The following is a 19,684-nucleotide window of genomic DNA, read 5'->3' as shown; positions in this document are numbered from 1 at the left end:
GCATGGGATTAAACAACAACGATATATTCAAAAAACTTAGAGTCGCTCATAAATTAAGAGATGACGATATTGTAAAAATTTGCAGTCTAAAAGATTTTAAAATCACAAAAAGTGAACTAAATGCGATTTTTAGAAACGAGACCCACCCCAAATATATGGAGTGTGGAGATCAGTTTTTAAGGAATTTCTTAGACGGACTCATCATTCACTTAAGAGGACCTATGCCACCTAAGGCTTCGAAGTCCACACCTGACACTAAAAAATAATTCAGATGAAATCCTATTTTATAATCGGCTGTTTTATAACACTCTTTTTCAATTGCAAAGAGGGAACTAAACAGAACCTTATGGATGCTGCGTATATGGATGCTTTGAACCAAAACCGTGAAATTCGTGCCGAAAACCGAGTCAAATATTTAGAGTTGACAGGTTTATTTAAGCTAGATTCTACCAGCAATACATTTGGGAAAGCAGTTTCAAATGAATTTGTTTTACCTATTGAAAATTTAGCAGAAACCATTGGAAGCATCGATTTATCAGAAGAAGCACTGACGTTTAATGCCGCTAAAAACATCAAAATTACCAATGCCCAAGATGAAGAAATAGAAACTTTACCACTAGAAATTGATGCCAATGGAAATTCAGTTCAGCTTTTTCACAAGCAGCTAAAATGGCAAGTGATTACCCGATCAGGCGCATTATATCTGAGAGTTTGGGATTTGAAAAATCCTGGCATTCAAGCCTTCAAAGGATTTAAAAATTATGATATTAATAGTGACTATATTTTTGAAGCCAACTTTAACTATTTTGAAACGGCACGTTTAGAATCTGTAGAATCAAAACTAGGGATCCCAGACGTCACCGATTTTATTGGACAACTGCGTTTTATGTATGAGGGCGAACCTTACAGCTTAGATATCGGAAGTGAAGGATTTGTGATGGTTGGAGATTTAACTTCCGGAGAAACCACCTATGGAGGCGGACGCTATATGTATATTGACCTTCCAGAAACAGATGGAACCGTTACTTTGGATTTTAATTATCTTTTTAATCCTCCCTGCGCCTATTCGGAATTTACAACATGTTTATTCCCACCACGACAAAATCAACTCGCTTTTAGCGTTAAAGCCGGAGAACTTCTAGAAGAAGCTCTTTAATTTTTTATAATTTGAGTAACAATTTATTACATTTAGATACTAACACTTCAACGAACCAATACATTTGAAATTATCATCAGAACATAATTTTGTAGAACTTTTGCAAAAGCACCAGAACATCGTGCACAAAATTTGCAGTCTTTATACCAATGATTCTGATGCGCATAAGGATTTGTTTCAAGAGATAACCATTCAGTTATGGAAGGCGTATCCGAAGTTTAGAGGGGACTCAAAATTTAGCACTTGGATGTACCGAGTGGGTCTAAACACCTCCATCACTCTCTACCGAAAATCCTTGCGACGGGTCGAAAGTCAGAGTATTGAACCTGTCGCCTATAAGCTTTCTTATGAGGAGTATGATGACACCAAGGATGAACAATTGAAACTAATTTATGCTGCCGTGCATAAGTTAAACGACATCGAAAAAGGAATTGTTTTCTTGTATTTAGAAAACAAAAATTATAAAGAAATTAGTGAAACACTAGGGATTAGTGAAGTCAATGCTCGCGTGCGAATGAACCGAATTAAAACAAAACTAAAAACCCAGTTAAATTCTTAGGTATGGATGAATTAGAGCTATTAAAAAAAGATTGGGAGACGTCTTCTAAAAACTATCCCGAGTTAAACAAAGAGGAGCTTTATAAATTAATTTATAAGCGTTCTTCATCGATTGTAAAATGGATTTTCATCATCAGTCTGCTAGAATTTGCGTTTTGGACTCTCCTCTCATTCGCCTTTAATAGCAGTGAAGATTTAGAGAAAATGCAGAGTTATAATGTCGAATACATCCTCTATCCTCTTATGATCCTAGGATATGGTGTGTTGATTTATTTCTTCTATGTTTTCTATAAAAACTACAAAAGTATTTCAGCGACAGAGAATACAAAAATGTTGATGGAACGCATTTTAAAAACACGCAAAACTGTAAAACACTATGTGATTTTTAATCTTGTTTTCATGTGTATTTGTATTGTTATTGGTGTGTATATTGAGTTGACAAACAACCCGGAAGTTCTAACCACACTCTCTAGAATCGATTCAGAAGGTGAAGGAAATGTTACTGTATTTTATCTGATAGTCGTTGGATTGAGTCTCGTTGCAATGGCCCTTATTACTGTGTTTTTATTAGGATTCTACTATTTGATTTATGGGATTTTATTGAAGCGTTTAAAATCGAATTACAAAGATTTAAAAGAATTGATAACAGAGTAATCATTTACCATTTACGTTTTTTGTTCAGCGATTCTTTTTCCAACAATTCTTCTTGAGAAATCACTTTCATGAATGAGGAATGTTGTTCAATCGCATACTCAATTTTTTCTACGATTTGTTCAATCGATTCCTTTTCATAATCAATCTCTAAAGGGGCTTTAATTTCCATCGACTGAAGAATATTTTTCTTCTTCACACGGATGCCTTTTTTATCAAACGACCGTCGAAAACCATCAATTACAATTGGCACAACAATGGGTTGGTAATGCTTGATAATATGTGCCGTTCCTTTACGAATGGGCTTAAAAGGAGTGGTGGTTCCCTGAGGAAATGTAATCACCCAGCCATCGGTTAGAGCTTTATTAATATTAGAAATATCGCTCATTTTAACCTGTCGGTTCACGTTTTCGCCAGAAGCACGCCACGTTCTTTCAATACTGATAGACCCCGCAAGAGCAAACATTTTTGGGAGAAATCCAGATTTCATGGTTTCTTTCGCCGCTACAAAATAGACATTCAATTTCGGATTCCACAAGTAGCCTACGTTTTTAATATTGTCATCGCGTCCGCTGAGGGCTGCGTTAAACACATGAAACATCGCCATCACATCCGCAAAATACGTTTGATGGTTAGAAATAAACAAGACATTATTTTGGGGTAAATTTCGTAAAATTTCGGAGCCTTCTATCTGAAGTTCGTTAAATCCTCTGTAACGTCGGTGACTTAATACCCCTGCAATTCGAATGATCCATTTTTTAAAGAATAAAAATTGACCGAATATATTTTTCTTGAAAAGACCCATTAAAATTTTAAAAAAAGTTATTCTGCAAACGTAAGCTATTTTTTTAAAATTTGATTTAACATTGATTTAATTTCTATCAACATCATGGCGGTCGCTCCCCAAACAATACGTCCGTTGAGTTTAAAAGCCGGTACCTCGTAGGCAGTACCATCCGCAGCTAATATTTCAGAGACTACCTCAGACTTGTCATCCATAAAGTCTGTCAAAGACACTTCCAGAACTGCATCTACTTCGGAAGGTTGAAGTGTGAACGTCAGTGGCGCATGTGCAATCCCTAAAAAAAGAGATACCAAAAAATTACTGGGCGGTATATAAATAGAGGTCAATTCGCGGAGGACTTTAATTTTTTCAGAAGAAACACCAATCTCTTCCCAAGTCTCTCGCAAAGCGGTGGCTTCCATCCCATCATCCTCGGGTTCTGGTTTTCCTCCTGGGAATCCCACTTGCGCAGAATGTACCCCTTTATAGGATTTACGTAATATTAAAACCAAGAGCGTCTCCCCTTCTTTACTCGGGTAAAATAACGCCAAAACAGCCGCCAATTTTGCGGATTTCTGTTCTTCTTTATAACGTTCCATTAATTGCTTTCGAAATGAAGGAGCCATTTTTAACTGCGTCTCTATGCCAGGTAAACTAAGTTTATTTATTTCTGAAATCGCTTTTTCAAATGCCTTAAATCTCATATATTACAGTTCAATAAATTAATACGATCCATGCGACTAGTTTTACTTTTCTTTTTAAGTTGTGTTTTGTTGAGTTGTGAAGGTAAGAAAACAAAAACAATCAAGCCCCAAAAAAACGACTCTACTTCCATCACAAAAGAACCGACTGCTGAAGAAAAAAAACCAAACTTTCTTCTAAGCGATGCGAATGTCATGGAGTTTTTCTTGGACTACGACCAAAAGCATAAAGAAGACACAATAAGAATCACCACCGATTTTGGAACCATTGATGTCCAATTGTTTGAGGCGACTAAGTTCCACCGCTCCAATTTTATTTACCTTATAAGAAAACAGTATTTCGACGGGACTCAATTTTACAGAGTCATTCAAAATTTTGTCATTCAAGGGGGCAATAGCGATGACCGAGAAACGTCCCTAAAACGACGGAAGATTGGGAAATACTTACTTCCTAATGATCACAACAAAGGGTTTAAACACGACCGTGGCATACTCAGTATGCCGAGCAAAAACATAGAAAACCCCTACAAAAAGGCCTCCCCTTTTGAGTTTTTCATTGTGCAGCAGCAAGGCGGAGCCCATCATTTAGATGGTGATTATACTATTTTCGGAAAAGTGATTCGCGGTATGGAGGTGGTGGATAAAATTGCTGCCGTTCCCACCGATGCCTCCGATTGGCCACTTCAAAATGTATTCATCCAAAAAATTGAAATTTTAAATTAATTTTAAATCTACAAGGGGTATAATATATTTTGAGTAAATTGTGAAAATCTATTTTAACATTCAAAATCATAAACCATGAAAATTACTGTACCAAAATCTTACCTCAAAGTTTTTTGTTTGAGTCTTCTAACCCTGATTATAAGTTGTAAAAAAGACATGAAAACACAAGCTGAAAATGTATTATTACAAGAGTGGAATGGCCCCTACGGCGGCGTTCCAGCCTTTGATAAAATGACTGTGAATGACATTCAAGAAGCCGTAGAAACAGGCATGGAACTCAATCTTGCAGAGATCGAAGCCATTGCAAATTCAACAGAGCCAGCCACCTTTGAAAACACCATCGCAGCGATGGAACGCTCAGGAGCAGAATTGGACCGTGTGTTTTCCTATTATGGAATTATGAGTGCCAATATGTCGTCTCCTGAATTCAGAGAAATACAAGGCGTACTCGCGCCAAAACTGTCTGAGTTTTCTTCTAAAATCAATCAGAATAAAGCGCTTTTTGAACGCATTAAAACGGTCTATGATGCGTCTTTAGTGACGCCTTTGGATGCCGACCAACAACGTGTTGTTGAACTTACGTATAACGGTTTTGCCATGCGTGGTGCAGAATTAGGTGCAGAAAAGAAAGCCCGTTATGCAGCGATCGACAAGGAATTATCATCCCTCTATAACACCTTCTCAGACAATGTACTTCACGATGAAGAAAATTATGTGACCTTTTTAAATGACGATCAGTTGGATGGACTTTCAGAAGGATTTATTAAATCTGCCGCCGCCATCGCCACTGAAAAAGGAAAAGAAGGCAGTTATGCGATTACAAATTCGCGTTCGTCAATGGATCCATTCCTCACCTATTCTACAAACAGAGATTTAAGAAAACAAGTGTGGACCAATTATTATGCACGTGGTGACAATGGAGATGAATACGATAACAATAGCATCATCGCACAAATTCTGAAATTACGTCGAGAACGTGTAGAATTATTAGGACATAAAAATTATGCCGAATGGCGTTTACAAGATCGCATGGCAAAAACGCCCGAAAATGCGTTGGCTTTGATGGAAGCCGTTTGGCCAGCATCCATCGCGCGTGTTCATGAAGAAGTGGCGGACATGCAAGCGGTGGCAAATGCGAGTGGCGTGAAAATTACGATTGAACCTTGGGATTACCGTTTCTATGCCGAAAAAGTACGGGTGGCAAAATACGATTTAAACAGTGATGAAGTGAAGCAATACCTTCAACTCGACAAATTGAGAGATGCGATGTTTTACGTCGCAGGACGTTTGTTTAATTATGAGTTTACGCCAGTGCCAGAAGGCAGTGTCCCTGTTTTCCAAGAGGATGTAAAGGTTTGGGAAGTGACGGACAAAGATTCTGGAGCCCATATTGGACTTTGGTATCTAGACCCCTATGCACGTCAAGGGAAACGTTCTGGAGCGTGGGCAACCACCTACCGAAGTCATACCACCTTTGATGGTAAAAAAACAGTGTTGGCTTCTAACAACTCCAACTTTGTGAAACCTGCAGAAGGTGAAGCCTTGTTAGTCTCCTGGGACGATGCGACCACCTTTTTTCATGAGTTTGGACATGCTTTGCACTTCTTTTCATCCAATGTAAAATACCCCACTTTAAACGGCGGTGTCAGAGATTATACAGAGTTTCAATCTCAATTGTTAGAACGTTGGTTGTCCACGGACGAAGTGATCAATCAGTTTTTAGTGCATTATAAAACGGGTGCTGTGATTCCACAAGAATTGGTGGCAAAAATCAAAAAAGCAGCGACGTTTAACCAAGGGTTTGGAACGACTGAATATTTAGCTTCTGCATTGATGGACATGAAACTTCACCTTGCAGACCCTGAAAACATTGATATTGATGCGTTTGAAAGACAAACCTTAGCAGACCTCAAAATGCCGACAGAACTTCCAATGCGTCACCGCACGCCTCATTTTGGACATGTATTTTCTGGGGAAGGTTATGCCACTGCTTACTATGGCTATATGTGGGCAGATGTACTGACTGCCGATGCTGCAGAAGCGTTTCAAGAAGCCCCAGGCGGGTTTTATGACAAAGAGGTCGCCCAACGTTTGGTGAAGTATTTATTTGAACCTAGAAACTCTATGGATCCTGCAGAAGCTTACAGATTGTTTAGAGGCCGTGATGCTGAAAAAGAGGCCTTGATGCGCGACCGTGGCTTTCCTGTAAACTAAAAGAATCACATATAGTATTTGATAAAGAGGGAGTCTAAAAAGTAGAAAATCTGTCATTCTGAACTCGTTTCAGAATCTCAATTCACAGATATTCAATTTGTTTTAGAATCTGAAACGAGTTCAGATTGACAAAGCAAAGCTTTTCAGACTCCCTCTTTTTTTATTTAAATAGTGTGAAACCCCTGCTGCGCAAAGTCTCCTGACTTAGCGCAACATAAAAAGAAAGAATGCATTGTAAAGCCCGCTCCGTATTCTTTGGCTTAAACAAATAAAATTTCAACTAATTTTAAGCTGTATATTTCATAAAATCAATGTGTACCCCTGCTGCGCAAAGTTTGACTTCGTCGAATCCCCATGCTGCACAAAGTTTGACTTCGTCGAATCTTCGATTTCCCGACTTAGCGCAACATAAAAAAGGCAAGATTACATTAAAAAGTAAAAAAAAATGAAGAATAATGAAAGAGCGTATTATAAAAATAGAGAACTCAAAGTCGGCAGACTTTGCAGTAGCAGTTGTTCTGAAATAAACCTGACTACCGTCAGGTTCAGAATGACAGCCTATTTTTTTAACTCAAAACAGTAAAAAACTATCAAAACAAACTGAGTTCATAGTTTTTATTGATAGCTTTGCAATCTCAATAAGAACCATTATGACCATCACACAACTCAAATATGTCTTAGCAGTTGCTGAACATCAAAACTTCACCAAAGCAGCGGAAAAGTGTTTTGTCACACAACCCACACTGAGCATGCAAATTCAAAAACTGGAAGACCAGTTGGCGGTTCAGATTTTTGACCGCAGTAAAAAGCCAATTGAATTGACTGAGGTGGGACGCAAAATTGTCAACCAATCAAAAAACATTGTCAATGAAGCCGAACGCATCACGGATATTGTGGACCAACAAAAAGGATTTATTGGTGGAGAGTTCAAATTAGGAATCATCCCAACCGTCATGCCAACATTGTTGCCAATGTTTCTAAAAACGTTTATCAAACGCTATCCAAAAATAAAGCTTAAAATCGAGGAACTGAATACCGAGGAAATCATCCAACGGATCAGGGACGGGCATTTAGATGCTGCCATCGCCGCAACGCCTTTGAAAAACGAACACATCAAAGAACGTGTTTTGTTTTACGAACCCTTTGTAGGCTACATTCCCAACAACCACCGTTTGACCTCCAAAAAAACATTAGAGGTTTCGGACTTGGACATTAATGACATGTTGTTGTTAGAAGACGGGCATTGTTTTAGAGATGGGGTGCTTAATTTATGTAACGCCAAAAAAACCAAAGACCATGACGAGTTTCAGTTGGAAAGCGGAAGTTTTGAAATGTTGGTAAAATTAACCAACGAAGGGATGGGAATGACACTGCTCCCCTATTTGCACACCTTAGACTTAAAAGAAAAAGAACAAGAGAATCTACATTATTTTAGTGAGCCTTCACCTGCAAGGGAAGTCAGTTTGATCTATCATAAAAGTGAATTGAAAATTCAAATAACGGATGCACTCCACAACATCATTTCTGGAATCATTCGGGGGGCGATTGCCTTTCAAAATGTGCAAATTATAAGTCCCGTTCCAAAATAAAAAAAGTGGCCTCTCGGCCACTTTACAGTTTAATTTTATACAAAGACTAATTCAAATAAACCATACATTGTTTCAAATCAGGATTGAATGTAATCAAGTTTTGAATGAATAATTTTAATTCTTCTATTTCGTATGGTAATAAACGTTGAAGTGCCTTTTGAACTTCTTTACAAAAAAGGTTGGTATCGAAACTCACCTTATTCAGTACCGTTTTGGTGTACTCAAACATTGCTCTTGACATTTTTAGAATGGATTAAAATTAATAAAAAGTAATGTTATTGAATAGGCGAATATTTAATGATTATTTTATAAATGTAATGAAAAAATGAACCCCTCATCAAACTTTAACAGTATCTTTTGATTTATTTTTGTTTCAGTTTCAGAGACCACTCGAAGTCAAAAGAAGCGACCTCATCGCCTGCCAAATCAATTCCATTGGCGGTTAAAATCACCGTTTGCCCCTCGCCTGTTTCTATTGCTTTTTGCAAGGCTTTGTCTACTAGGTTACCTTGGTCGCAAGTAAACGTAATAACCCCTTTTGCTTTTTTGGTGAAACGGGCATTGTTTTTAATGACCAACATGGAAATGTTTTTATGAGAAGCTTCCACTTTCATCATAATCAAAGCCCCTGTTGCTAGTTCTGCTGCCATCCCTTGTACGGCCCAAAACATGGATTTAAAAGGATTCTGATTGATCCAACGGTGCTTCACAACGATCACACATGTTTGTGCATCAATCGATTTTGCCCTTACGCCTGTCAGATAAGCAGATGGTAATTTGAACAGTAAAAATAAATTGAGTTTTCTTGGTGTGAAGTCCATTTGTGCGATTAGATTGTTAGCTAAGATAAGTAATTTTTAAAGACCTTGATTTGTTAAAGTTAAGTTAAAATATAATACTATGTTATGCATAATACCTTTTTATGTATTAGGTTTGTTGAAAATTAATAGTAATGAAAATAGAAAACACAAAAGCGCAAATGCGAAAAGGTGTTTTAGAATTCTGCATATTGTCCGTCTTAAAAAATAAAGATGCCTACGTCGCCGAAATTCTAAAAACCTTAAAAGAAGCAAAACTGCTGGTGGTTGAAGGTACTATTTATCCCCTTCTCACACGGCTTAAAAATTCTGGACTCCTCAATTACCGTTGGGAAGAATCCACAACCGGACCTCCCAGAAAGTATTACACACTCACTGAAACTGGGGAATTGTTTTTAGTTGAATTAACGACCACGTGGAGCGAACTCCACAACGCAGTCACTTTAGTAACCCTCCCAAAAACCACAAAAAAATGAACAAAACTGTAAGTATAAATCTAGCCGGGATCTTATTTAATATAGATGAAGATGCCTATCAAAAACTTCAAAATTATTTTGAAGCCATCAAAGCCTCGTTACAAAACACCCAAGGTGCATCTGAAATTATTTCAGATATCGAAGGGCGTGTTGCTGAACTGTTTTCAGAGCGCATAAAAACAAGTCAACAAGTCATTTCTAATAAAGAAGTGGATGAGATTGTAATCATTATGGGACAACCTGAAGATTATAAAATAGACGAAGAAATTTTTGAAGAAGCCCCTAAAAATGAAAAATCAGACAGTCAAAAACGACGTTTGTTTAGAGATCGAGATAACTCATACATAGGAGGCGTATCGTCTGGTTTTGGGTATTATTTTGGAATTGACCCACTCATCATAAGACTGATTTGGGTGATCTTAATTTTTGGTGCCGGAATGGGACCTTTATTATATATTATTTTATGGATTTTAATTCCTGCTGCGAATACAACAGCCGAAAAACTATCCATGATGGGAAAGCCCATCAACATTACCAATATTGAAAAAAAAGTAAAAGAAGAGTTTGGTAATGTTAAGGAGAGCCTTGGGCGTGTTAAAGACAGCGTCAACTCAGGAAGATTAAATGATTTGGGTAAAAATATCCAGTCAACATCGCGCTCTTTTTTTGAAACGATTGGGGATCTCATTTTGCTCTTCTTTAAATTAATTTTCAAAGCGATTGGAATGTTCTTTATCGTTTTCAGTATCGTGATACTAATTGGATTTTTTATAGGCTTACTAACGGTTGGTATCGCAGATGCCATCCATTTTCCAGGGATGGATTTTGCAGAGCTCGTCAACTCGTCAGGCTTGCCAATATGGTTGGTTTCTATTTTAGCACTGTTAATTGCTGGAATTCCAATGGTCTTTATATTGCTCTTAGGCTTGCGCATGGTGTCCAAACGGATTCCTTTATTCAACAAGTATACTAAATTTTCACTCTTAGGAGTTTGGCTCATTGTCTTGATTACACTCACCATATTTAGTGTTAAACAAGCTGCCGATTATAGATTGGATGCGAGTGTCACGGAGCAAGTAGAGTTGCCCATTACAAAAATGGATACGTTGTATCTAGAAATGAAAGGCAATCCCTTATACTCGAAATTTTTACATCGCAATAGTAACTTAGAGATTATCTATGACGAACAGGATACAAAACGAATTTATGGTTCGGATATAAGGCTCATCGTACAGTCCACAAAAGATTCTATTGGGAGTATTTCAGTCGAAAAGAAAGCGTCTGGAGTCGATTATTTGATCGCTAAAGATCGAGCGATGGCGTTGGATTATCAATATGAATTCAAAAACAACACCTTGTACTTAGATGGATTTTTCCTTACAGATATAGAACAAAAATATAGAGGACAAAACATTGAAGTCATTATACAACTGCCCATTGGCAGCGTGTTGTTTCCAGATGAAAACACCTATTCTTACCACCGTAACTATTCAATACATAATGACATTTTAGACAATGGAAATGAAGATCATTATCTAAAAATAGAACATAAATCCATGCGATGCTTGGATTGTCCAAACCTAAATAAAAACAACTAACTTAAAACCTAAACTATCATGATCACCCTTATCAAATTTATCAGCATCACTATTGTAAGCCTTGCCTTAAACGCTTGCCAATTTAACTCCTATCCATTTAATAAAGGGGTGCGTGGCAACGGCGTTGTAGTCACCGAACAACGAAACAGTAATGAATCCTTTAACAGTATCGAAGTCAGTGCAGGTATCGATCTCTTTTTAACACAAAGTGACAGCCCTAGTATTTCAGTTCAAGCAGATGAAAATATTCAAGAATTAATCATCACTCACATTGAAAATGAAACGCTTAAAATTTACATGGATAAAAGCACCCATCATGTTACCTCCAAAAAAGTAGTGGTCAATTTTATGACTATCCAACAAATCAAAGCTTCGAGTGGAAGTGCCGTTTTTAGCACCAATACACTAAAAGTTCCGAGTCTTGACTTGAGCACTTCTAGCGGAAGTGAAATGAAACTCTCCGTTGAAACCAAGCATATAAATAGCAGCAGTTCAAGTGGCAGTGATTTAATCTTAGAAGGAAACACCAAAGGGTTTGTTGGAAATTCTTCAAGCGGAAGTCAAATAGATGCTTCAAAATTAACGGCTGAATTTTGTGAAACAAAAGCATCCAGCGGGTCCAATTTATCTGTAAAATGCTTGGAAGAATTTAATGCGAATGCCTCTAGCGGTGCGCACATTAAAAATCACGAAACTGCTGTAAAAAATGATGTTAAATCATCTTCTGGAGGCGACATCGATACTAATAATTAAAGGAGTCTTTTAGTCATTTTAATTACCCTAAAGTAATCACATTTTCTTTACATAAGAGAAGGTGATTACTTGATCATTATCAATAATATCTAACACAAGCTCCGTCGCAGACAATTTAGTAATTGTAAATTCTTGACCTTCTTTCTGTATGTCTAATTTGATATATACAGATTTTTGGTTGTCAGAAAGTTCCCAAGTACCCTTGTTGTTTTTTTCGCCAACAATCCCTTCAAATTGATTGTTTTCAGAATATATTTGGAATACATTATTGGTCTCAAATGCTTCTTTAGCTGTTATTTTATCATTGTCAACTTGCAGTGTTTGCAATTGCCACTGTCCAAGAATATCTTCGGATACAGTTTGTGCAAATGTGTTTGAAATTGAAAGAAAAAATAGGATGAAAATACATTTTTTCATGATCGTAGGTTTAGGGGTTATTTTGGTGAAATTACAAAAAAATAAATAATACACATGAATGTCGTGTTAATTCACCGTTTACTATTGTAGCGAAAATATGTCGGGGTGGTCAAATTTATTCGTAAATTGCTTGAAAGAATTCAATGCAAAGCTCTCTACTGGGACTTCCATTAAAATCTCGAATCTTCTATAAAATGGTCATTGAATTTTTCTTTGACAGAATTATAGTCCTTAAAAATCAAAACCTATGGAATCTAATTATTCAAAACTGTATGCCGGAAGCTTTATTGTGGTTCAACTCATCACTCAAAACTTAGAAAAAATGGGCATCAGCCCTATTATAAAAGATGAAACAGAATCCGCTCGTTTGGCAGGTTTTGGAACGCCTACTTACGGATTTCAAGAACTGTACGTACACTCGAGTGAAAAGAGTAAAGCAGAAGCCATCGTTGCCACCACATTGGCAGATTTTTAAATTAATATTTCTATTTTGTGCTAAAGATTGTATTTTAGTCAATCCTAACAAACATTTCATAAAATGAAGAATCGTCTATTTTATATCAGTTTAGTCTCTCTTTTTATTGGCTCCAGTCAATCTATTGAAATCCCTGTGGACACGATTGTGACCACTACCCACTCCACAACCGTAAAAGGGGTGAAATTCGATTATACTGCCGAAACAGGTATGCAACCCGTTTGGGATAATGAGGGCATGCCAATCGCTAGTTTGTATTATACCTATTACACCCGAAATAACGTGAAAAATAGTGCGATGCGTCCCTTAATCATTTCCTTTAATGGAGGCCCAGGATCGGCGTCCGTTTGGATGCATGTTGCCTATACAGGTCCTCGCATTTTAAATGTCGATTCCGAAGGCTATCCTGTCCAACCCTATGGGTTTAAAAACAATCCAAATTCCATTTTAGACGACGCGGACATTGTTTTTGTCAACCCTGTAAATACGGGATATTCCAGAATGCTTCCCAATAAAGAAGGTGAAATGCCCGATCGAGAACAATTTTTTGGAATCAATGAAGATATCAAATATTTAGCGGGATGGATCAATACATTTGTAAGTCGAAAAAACAGATGGGAATCTCCTAAATATATTATTGGCGAAAGTTATGGAGGCACCCGTGTGATGGGCCTGTCTTTAGAACTCCAACAAAATCAATGGATGTACTTAAATGGCGTCATCTTAGTATCTCCCGCAGATTATAAAGTCTTACGTGTTGGAGGGCCCGTTTCCTCCGCATTGAACCTTCCCTATTATACAGCAACCGCATGGTATCACAACAAATTACCAGAGGCACTTCAATCCAAAGATTTATTAGACATTCTTCCAGAATCAGAAGCCTATGCGCTCAATTCACTTATTCCTGCATTGGCAAAGGGTGGCTTTATTGATGCCGAAGAAAAAATGGCAGTCAGTGAAAAAATGGCTTATTATTCGGGCTTGAGTCAAAAGGTGATTTTACAACATAATTTAGAGGTTCCGAATTCGTTTTTTTGGAAAGAATTACTTCGAGATGATACCGGTCAAACCATCGGACGACTGGACTCTCGCTACCTAGGAATTGACGAAAAAGAATCGGGCGATCGTCCCGATTACAGTGCAGAGCTCACCTCTTGGCTGCATTCGTTTACGCCTGCCATCAACCATTATATCAAAAGTGAATTAAAGTTTACAACCGATTTAAAATACAATATGTTTGGCTCTGTGCAACCTTGGAATAACGATGATGACAACACCCGTGACAATCTGCGTTTGGCAATGGCACAAAACCCCTATCTAAAAGTGTTGAACCAATCTGGATATTACGATGGTGCAACCACTTATTTTAATGCAAAATACACCTTATCGCAAGTGGATCCTAGCGGGAAAATGAAAGATCGTTTTACGTTTAAAGGCTACCGCAGTGGACACATGATGTATTTGCGTGATGAAGATTTAATTCAGGCAAATGAAGACTTAAGAACCTTTCTTAAAGAATCGTCTGCCAATGGAAAGGCAGCGAAATACTAATGCAAACACCGCTTATAAGTATTCTGGTTCCCTTTAAAAACACGGAATCCTATTTGGTGGAATGTCTAGATTCTATCCTACAACAAACCTATACAAACTGGGAACTTCTTATTGTGGACGATGGATCCACCGATACGAGTTATCAAATTGTACAAAACTACGCTAATAGCGATGCTCGAATCCACTTGCTTCGCAATGACGGAAGTGGTATAATTGAGGCGCTTAGAACCGGCTACAAACAAGCGAAAGGTACGCTTGTGACGCGTATGGACAGTGACGACGTAATGGCGTTAAACAAACTTGATCAGATGCAACAGTCGCTTGTCACGCATGGCGAAGGGCACTTGGCTTTGGGAACCGTTCGATACTTTTCAGAAAATGGAATTGGGAATGGCTACAAACGCTATGAAATGTGGCTCAATAACCTTACTTCAAAAGGCACTAACTTTAACGAAATTTATAAGGAATGTGTGATTCCATCTCCCTGTTGGATGGTATATAAAACAGACTTTGACCGCTGTGGAGGGTTCACTCCCAACACTTATCCAGAAGATTACGATTTAGCATTTCGATTTTATAAACAGGGATTGAAATGTATTCCTTCCAATGAAATACTCCACCATTGGCGTGATTATGCCGTAAGAACCTCGAGAGTTGATGCGCATTATGCTGAAAATTCATTCTTAGAATTAAAGATCAACTACTTTTTTGAGCTGTCGCACGACAAAGAAAAAACCATAATAATCTGGGGAGCCGGTGCCAAAGGGAAAAAAGTAGCGCAATTACTTATTGAAAAAAACACCCCCTTTGAATGGGTGTGTGACAATCCTAAAAAAATAGGAAAAGATATTTACAATCAAACCTTAAAATCCTTCGAATACCTGAGTACAATCGAAAATTACCAAAGCATTATTACCGTTGCAAATCACGAGGCTCAATTGGAAATCGAACAGTATTTCCAATCCCACAAAATGACCGCTATGAACGATTATTTCTTCTTCTGTTAACCAAATCAAATTTTAGTTTTTATATTTGACAATTCAATCCATCAGATGCAGTTTTTACACCCAGAATTTTTTTACGCACTTCCAGCACTGCTCATCCCTGTTTTTATTCATTTATTTCAACTGAGACGTTTTAAAATTCAAGCGTTTACAAATGTTGCCTTATTACAAAAAATACGCTTTCAAACCCGAAAGAGTTCGCAACTAAAAAAATGGCTCATTTTATTGATCAGACTTCTAGCCATTGCCTGTATCATTATAGCGTTTAGCCAACCGTATCTATCCAATCAAACAGCAGAAAAAAACAGTTCTGAAACCGTTGTTTATTTAGACAATTCCTTCAGTATGCAAGCGATTGGCCCCAAAGGATCTCTCTTAAATAGAGCGGTTCAAGATGTGATGACGGGCTTCGATGAAACTGAAAAAATTGGAGTGTTCACCAACGACCAAAGTTACAAATCGACCTCTATAAAAGAGTTAAAAACAGACTTACTGTCACTAGAATACAGTCAAGATCAGTTGGATTTAAACACCTTAATTCTAAAAGGGAAAGCACTGTTCTCAGATTCCAAAACAAGTTCAAAGACACTTGTGCTCGTCTCTGATTTTCAACAACACGATGACGCTATTTCCCCAAAAATAGACTCCACAATACACATCGTTTTAGTGCCCTTAAAACCAATCAACACCAACAATAGTTATATTGATAAGGTGTCTTTAGAACCCGCTCTCAACGCTAATTACACCTTGAATGTGAGCGGTAAATCTTCGAGTGAGACGAACGCCCCCATCCCTGTGACTTTATACCAAGACCAAAAAGTGGTTGGGAAATCAATTTTAGAAAAATCTAAGAATTACAAAACTACTTTTGTGCTTCCGAATACAGTAGAGTTTAACGGCAAACTTTCCATCGAAGATACTCAAATGCCGTATGATGATACGTTTTATTTTAACATCCCAAAAGCCGAAAAAATAGCAGTTTTGGCCATTCACGAAAATTCAAATTCTACCTTTTTAAAGAAACTCTATGCGGATGATGAATTTATATTTCAAAGTCAAAATTACAAGACCCTCGATTTTAGTCAACTAAAAACCCAAAATCTAATTGTCTTAAATGGATTAAACCAGATTTCAATCGCCTTACAAAACAGTCTCAAGGCGTTTATGGATGCTGGAGGCGTGGTCGTCATGATTCCCTCTAAAGATGGGGATTTACAATCCTATAACCAGCTCTTAGCAACGCAGACAAACCACAGGCTCGAACCGCTTACAACTCAAGAAAAACGCATCACCAACATCGCGTTTAACCATCCCGTTTTAAAAGACGTTTTTGAAGAACAAGTCACTAATTTTCAATACCCAAGCGTTCAATATTATTATCCAATTAGTAGTTCTGCTAACAGTGTATTATCCTTTGAAGATCAACAGGCTTTTTTAATTCAATTTAAAGCTTTGTTTGTCTTTACAGCCCCCGTAGAAACGGAGGCTTCTAACTTTGTGAATTCTCCATTAATCGTGCCTACACTCTATAACATCGGAAGATCAAGTTTAAAAACACCACCGCTTTACTATTGGATTGGCGCAGAAAATACGTTTGATCTTAAAGTGAATTTACAGAAAGACCGGATTTTAAAATTAGCAAACAAAGACGCTCAATTCATTCCTTTACAAACAAATTTCAACACCAAAGTCAGCATCACCACAACAAACGATCCTAGTGAGCCTGGACACTTTTCCATCTTAAAAGATACGGACACCCTGACCCATGTGAGTTATAACTATACTCGGACTGAAAGCCAATTACGCTATTCCGATCTCTCAAAAATACAAGGGGTTTTGATTGAGAATTCTTTGGAAGCGACACTTAAAAATATAAAAATTGAGGCGAATGTGACTTGGTTATGGAAATGGTTTGTTATTTTTGCACTAATATTATTAGCTTTTGAAATGCTCATCTTAAAATATTTTAAATGAACGTACTTATAAAATCAGCTACCATTCTTGACGACAAAAGTGATTTCCACAATCAAACTCAAGACATTTTAGTTGAAAACGGTTTCATTACTCAAATTGCTAAATCTCTCAAAAACCCAAAAAAATATCCTGTAATCGCATTAGAAAACCTCCATGTATCTAGTGGATGGTTTGACAGCAGTGTATCGTTTGGAGAGCCAGGGTATGAAGAACGTGAAACAATTGCAAATGGATTACAAGTAGCGGCGGCCTCTGGGTTTACAGACATCGCTCTCAATGCGAATACAAATCCGGTGATTGACTCGCATTCAGACATTGCGTTTGTGAAGTCTAAAGCTGCAAATTCTGCGACCAACCTCCACCCTATTGGAGCGCTCACCAAAGGAAGCGAAGGGGTTGATCTTGCCGAATTATTTGACATGAAATCCGCTGGAAGCATCGCTTTTGGAGATTATAAAAACCCAATTGAAAATCCGAACCTCCTCAAAATAGCCTTGCAATATGCATCTAGTTTTGACGGCTTGGTACACTCTTTTCCACACGAATCAAGAGTGGCCACAAAAGGAGTGATGAATGAAAATATAACGAGCACACGACTCGGATTGAAAGGATTGCCAGCATTGGCAGAAGAATTGCAAATTGCACGTGATTTATTTCTCCTAGAATATACCGACGGAAAACTACACATACCGACAATATCTACTGCAAAATCAGTGGATTTAATTCGGGAAGCCAAAGCTAAAAAACTAGACGTCAGTTGTAGTGTCGCCATCCACAACTTACTGTTTACAGATGAAAGTTTAAACGACTTTGACACCAACTTTAAAGTGAATCCTCCCTTACGAACACAATCAGATATAGAAGCACTTATTGCGGGAGTCAAAGACGGTACTATAGATATGGTCACATCGGATCATAACCCGATTGATATTGAGTACAAAAAAATAGAATTTGATTATGCCAAAAATGGCACGGTCGGATTGGAAAGTGCTTTTGGCGTTTTGAATGCCTTATTTACAACCAAAAAAGCGGTGCAATTACTGACGAAAGGAAAGCAACGTTTTGGTTTAAAAACAGATGCCATTCACATTGGAAGCAGCGCACAACTGACTTTGTTCAATCCTTCAGAAACCTATGTTTTTGAAGAAAAACACATCGGTTCAAAATCAAAAAACTCGCTTTTTATAGGTTCAAAACTAAAAGGAAAAGTTTATGGCATCATTGCGAACAACACCACTTCAATACCTCTTTAATGATAGAAAATCAAGATGTTAAGTCTGGAAAAACCAGTGCGCTTATAAGTTATTTTTGGTTGATAGGAGTGATTATCGCCTACAATTCAAATGCGGATACAAAAAGCCAATTCGCCTATTTCCACATCCGCCAGTCTTTGGGTTTATGGCTGACGTTAATGGCGTTGGGCTACACTGTAGGACACTTTGATAATTTGCAAATTACCATTTCATTTTGGATGGCGTTTGGAATTCTATTTATTTATGGATTTTCGACAGCATTATCAGAGAAAATGATCCCAATCCCTTTGGTTGGAAAATTCTATCAAAACGCTTTTAAAAATATTAAATAAATGAGTGTAAAACTCCCTTTAGTTCATATTTCCAGACCGTCCACACTCAAAGAAAATGCACCCTTATTAGTGATGCTTCATGGCTATGGCAGCGATGAAAATGATTTATTTTCGTTTGCCTCTGAACTTCCAGAAGAGTTGTTCATTATCTCCATAAGAGCTCCTTACGCACTCCAACCGAGTGGAAATGCTTGGTATGCGATTAATTTTGATGCAGAACAAAATAAATGGAACGATAACGATCAGGCGAAATCTTCTATGAAAATTTTGGTCGATTGTATTGACGACGCTTGTAAACAGTATCCCGTAGATCAAAATAATGTGACGCTATTGGGCTTTAGTCAAGGCACCATTTTAGGAATGGCAACAGCTTTGAATCACCCCACAAAAATTAAAAACATCATTGGCTTGAGTGGGTATGTGAACCATGATATTTTACCTAATAATTTAAAGGAAATGGATTATTCAAACCTGAATTTCTACTGTTCTCATGGAACTGTCGATCAAGTGATCCCCATCGATTGGGCACGACAAACGCCTGTGTTTTTGAAGTCTTTAAACATCCAACATTCCTATAGCGAATTCCCTGTGGGACATGGTGTTGCTCCTCAAAATTTCTATGAATTAAGAGATTGGATTTCAACTAAAATTTAGAAC

Annotated in this window: 22 protein-coding genes; 17 read left to right on the top strand and 5 right to left on the bottom strand. The window is 37.6% G+C overall.

The features are described from left to right. The first annotated feature begins 2 nt into the window (after window positions 1–2). The 4 genes from FORMB_RS11235 to FORMB_RS11220 all read left to right on the top strand — a co-directional run bounded on the left by FORMB_RS11235 (window position 3) and on the right by FORMB_RS11220 (window position 2,368). Window positions 3–266: a DUF1456 family protein gene (locus FORMB_RS11235; RefSeq protein ID WP_069677548.1), complete on the top strand. Its 264-nt coding sequence runs from the start codon at window positions 3–5 to the stop codon at window positions 264–266. Window positions 267–271: 5 nt separating this feature from the next. After that, window positions 272–1,156 carry a DUF1684 domain-containing protein gene (locus FORMB_RS11230; RefSeq protein WP_083243956.1) on the top strand — a complete coding sequence of 295 codons (885 nt, stop codon included), beginning with the start codon at window positions 272–274 and terminating at the stop codon, window positions 1,154–1,156. 64 nt (window positions 1,157–1,220) lie between these two features. Further along, entirely contained in the window at window positions 1,221–1,715 is a 495-nt protein-coding gene (locus FORMB_RS11225; RefSeq protein WP_069677546.1) for an RNA polymerase sigma factor, read from the top strand. Window positions 1,716–1,717: 2 nt separating this feature from the next. Then, on the top strand, window positions 1,718–2,368 hold the full coding sequence (locus tag FORMB_RS11220) for a hypothetical protein (RefSeq protein WP_069677545.1): 651 nt from the start codon (window positions 1,718–1,720) through the stop codon (window positions 2,366–2,368). 4 nt (window positions 2,369–2,372) lie between these two features. On the opposite strand, the gene FORMB_RS11215 is transcribed toward FORMB_RS11220, so the two are convergent. Together FORMB_RS11215 and FORMB_RS11210 are read right to left on the bottom strand one after the other, a co-directional pair. Next, window positions 2,373–3,170 carry a lysophospholipid acyltransferase family protein gene (locus FORMB_RS11215; RefSeq protein WP_069677544.1) on the bottom strand — a complete coding sequence of 266 codons (798 nt, stop codon included), beginning with the start codon at window positions 3,168–3,170 and terminating at the stop codon, window positions 2,373–2,375. Window positions 3,171–3,205: 35 nt separating this feature from the next. Continuing rightward, entirely contained in the window at window positions 3,206–3,853 is a 648-nt protein-coding gene (locus FORMB_RS11210) for an NUDIX hydrolase (RefSeq protein ID WP_069677543.1), read from the bottom strand. A gap of 30 nt (window positions 3,854–3,883) precedes the next feature. Between FORMB_RS11210 and FORMB_RS11205 the strand changes: the two genes are divergently transcribed. The 3 genes from FORMB_RS11205 (at window position 3,884) to FORMB_RS11195 (ending at window position 8,376) form a co-directional block, all read left to right on the top strand. Further along, window positions 3,884–4,573 carry a peptidylprolyl isomerase gene (locus FORMB_RS11205; RefSeq protein ID WP_069677542.1) on the top strand — a complete coding sequence of 230 codons (690 nt, stop codon included), beginning with the start codon at window positions 3,884–3,886 and terminating at the stop codon, window positions 4,571–4,573. 75 nt (window positions 4,574–4,648) lie between these two features. Further along, a complete protein-coding gene (locus tag FORMB_RS11200) occupies window positions 4,649–6,787 on the top strand; it encodes a M3 family metallopeptidase (RefSeq protein WP_069677541.1) in 2,139 nt (712 codons plus the stop codon). A 650-nt stretch (window positions 6,788–7,437) separates the two neighbouring features. Continuing rightward, window positions 7,438–8,376 (top strand): LysR substrate-binding domain-containing protein, encoded by a 939-nt coding sequence (locus tag FORMB_RS11195; RefSeq protein ID WP_069677540.1) that lies wholly within the window; start codon window positions 7,438–7,440, stop codon window positions 8,374–8,376. A 46-nt stretch (window positions 8,377–8,422) separates the two neighbouring features. On the opposite strand, the gene FORMB_RS11190 is transcribed toward FORMB_RS11195, so the two are convergent. Together FORMB_RS11190 and FORMB_RS11185 are read right to left on the bottom strand one after the other, a co-directional pair. After that, window positions 8,423–8,617 carry a hypothetical protein gene (locus FORMB_RS11190; protein WP_069677539.1) on the bottom strand — a complete coding sequence of 65 codons (195 nt, stop codon included), beginning with the start codon at window positions 8,615–8,617 and terminating at the stop codon, window positions 8,423–8,425. A gap of 121 nt (window positions 8,618–8,738) precedes the next feature. Further along, window positions 8,739–9,197: a DUF4442 domain-containing protein gene (locus tag FORMB_RS11185; RefSeq protein ID WP_069677538.1), complete on the bottom strand. Its 459-nt coding sequence runs from the start codon at window positions 9,195–9,197 to the stop codon at window positions 8,739–8,741. 131 nt (window positions 9,198–9,328) lie between these two features. Here FORMB_RS11185 and FORMB_RS11180 point away from each other — a divergent pair, with 131 nt between their 5' ends. From FORMB_RS11180 to FORMB_RS11170, 3 genes are read left to right on the top strand one after another with little or no spacing between them, the layout of a single operon-like run. Continuing rightward, window positions 9,329–9,670: a PadR family transcriptional regulator gene (locus tag FORMB_RS11180; protein ID WP_069677537.1), complete on the top strand. Its 342-nt coding sequence runs from the start codon at window positions 9,329–9,331 to the stop codon at window positions 9,668–9,670. After that, the gene (locus tag FORMB_RS11175) at window positions 9,667–11,268 is read left to right on the top strand and encodes a PspC domain-containing protein (RefSeq protein WP_069677536.1); all 1,602 of its coding nucleotides are present in this window, start codon (window positions 9,667–9,669) and stop codon (window positions 11,266–11,268) included. Before FORMB_RS11180 ends, FORMB_RS11175 begins: the two co-directional genes overlap by 4 nt. An 18-nt stretch (window positions 11,269–11,286) precedes the next feature. Then, window positions 11,287–12,021, top strand: coding sequence for a head GIN domain-containing protein (locus FORMB_RS11170; protein WP_069677535.1), 735 nt, complete (start codon window positions 11,287–11,289; stop codon window positions 12,019–12,021). A 36-nt stretch (window positions 12,022–12,057) separates the two neighbouring features. Here the strand turns inward: FORMB_RS11170 and FORMB_RS11165 are convergent, their stop codons facing one another. Further along, a complete protein-coding gene (locus FORMB_RS11165) occupies window positions 12,058–12,438 on the bottom strand; it encodes a lipocalin family protein (RefSeq protein ID WP_069677534.1) in 381 nt (126 codons plus the stop codon). A gap of 247 nt (window positions 12,439–12,685) precedes the next feature. Here FORMB_RS11165 and FORMB_RS11160 point away from each other — a divergent pair, with 247 nt between their 5' ends. The 7 genes from FORMB_RS11160 to FORMB_RS11130 all read left to right on the top strand — a co-directional run bounded on the left by FORMB_RS11160 (window position 12,686) and on the right by FORMB_RS11130 (window position 19,681). Beyond that, window positions 12,686–12,913, top strand: a complete 228-nt coding sequence (locus tag FORMB_RS11160; protein WP_069677533.1) for a DUF2007 domain-containing protein — start codon at window positions 12,686–12,688, stop codon at window positions 12,911–12,913. A gap of 63 nt (window positions 12,914–12,976) precedes the next feature. Continuing rightward, window positions 12,977–14,464, top strand: a complete 1,488-nt coding sequence (locus tag FORMB_RS11155; RefSeq protein ID WP_069677532.1) for a S10 family peptidase — start codon at window positions 12,977–12,979, stop codon at window positions 14,462–14,464. Then, window positions 14,464–15,471 (top strand): glycosyltransferase family 2 protein, encoded by a 1,008-nt coding sequence (locus tag FORMB_RS11150; RefSeq protein WP_069677531.1) that lies wholly within the window; start codon window positions 14,464–14,466, stop codon window positions 15,469–15,471. The genes FORMB_RS11155 and FORMB_RS11150 overlap by 1 nt, the downstream gene beginning before the upstream one ends. 45 nt (window positions 15,472–15,516) lie before the next feature. Then, window positions 15,517–17,442, top strand: a complete 1,926-nt coding sequence (locus FORMB_RS11145) for a BatA domain-containing protein (protein ID WP_069677530.1) — start codon at window positions 15,517–15,519, stop codon at window positions 17,440–17,442. Next, the gene (locus tag FORMB_RS11140; RefSeq protein WP_069677529.1) at window positions 17,439–18,695 is read left to right on the top strand and encodes a dihydroorotase; all 1,257 of its coding nucleotides are present in this window, start codon (window positions 17,439–17,441) and stop codon (window positions 18,693–18,695) included. Before FORMB_RS11145 ends, FORMB_RS11140 begins: the two co-directional genes overlap by 4 nt. Continuing rightward, window positions 18,695–19,027, top strand: coding sequence for a hypothetical protein (locus FORMB_RS11135; RefSeq protein ID WP_069677528.1), 333 nt, complete (start codon window positions 18,695–18,697; stop codon window positions 19,025–19,027). The genes FORMB_RS11140 and FORMB_RS11135 overlap by 1 nt, the downstream gene beginning before the upstream one ends. Beyond that, window positions 19,028–19,681 (top strand): alpha/beta hydrolase, encoded by a 654-nt coding sequence (locus FORMB_RS11130; RefSeq protein WP_069677527.1) that lies wholly within the window; start codon window positions 19,028–19,030, stop codon window positions 19,679–19,681. Window positions 19,682–19,684 lie beyond the last annotated feature (3 nt).

The sequence above is a fragment of the Formosa sp. Hel1_33_131 genome (assembly GCF_001735745.1).
Taxonomy (GTDB): Bacteria; Bacteroidota; Bacteroidia; order Flavobacteriales; family Flavobacteriaceae; genus Hel1-33-131.
The sequence above is the reverse complement of the archived record's forward strand: the minus strand, read 5'-3'. Positions and strand labels throughout refer to the sequence as shown.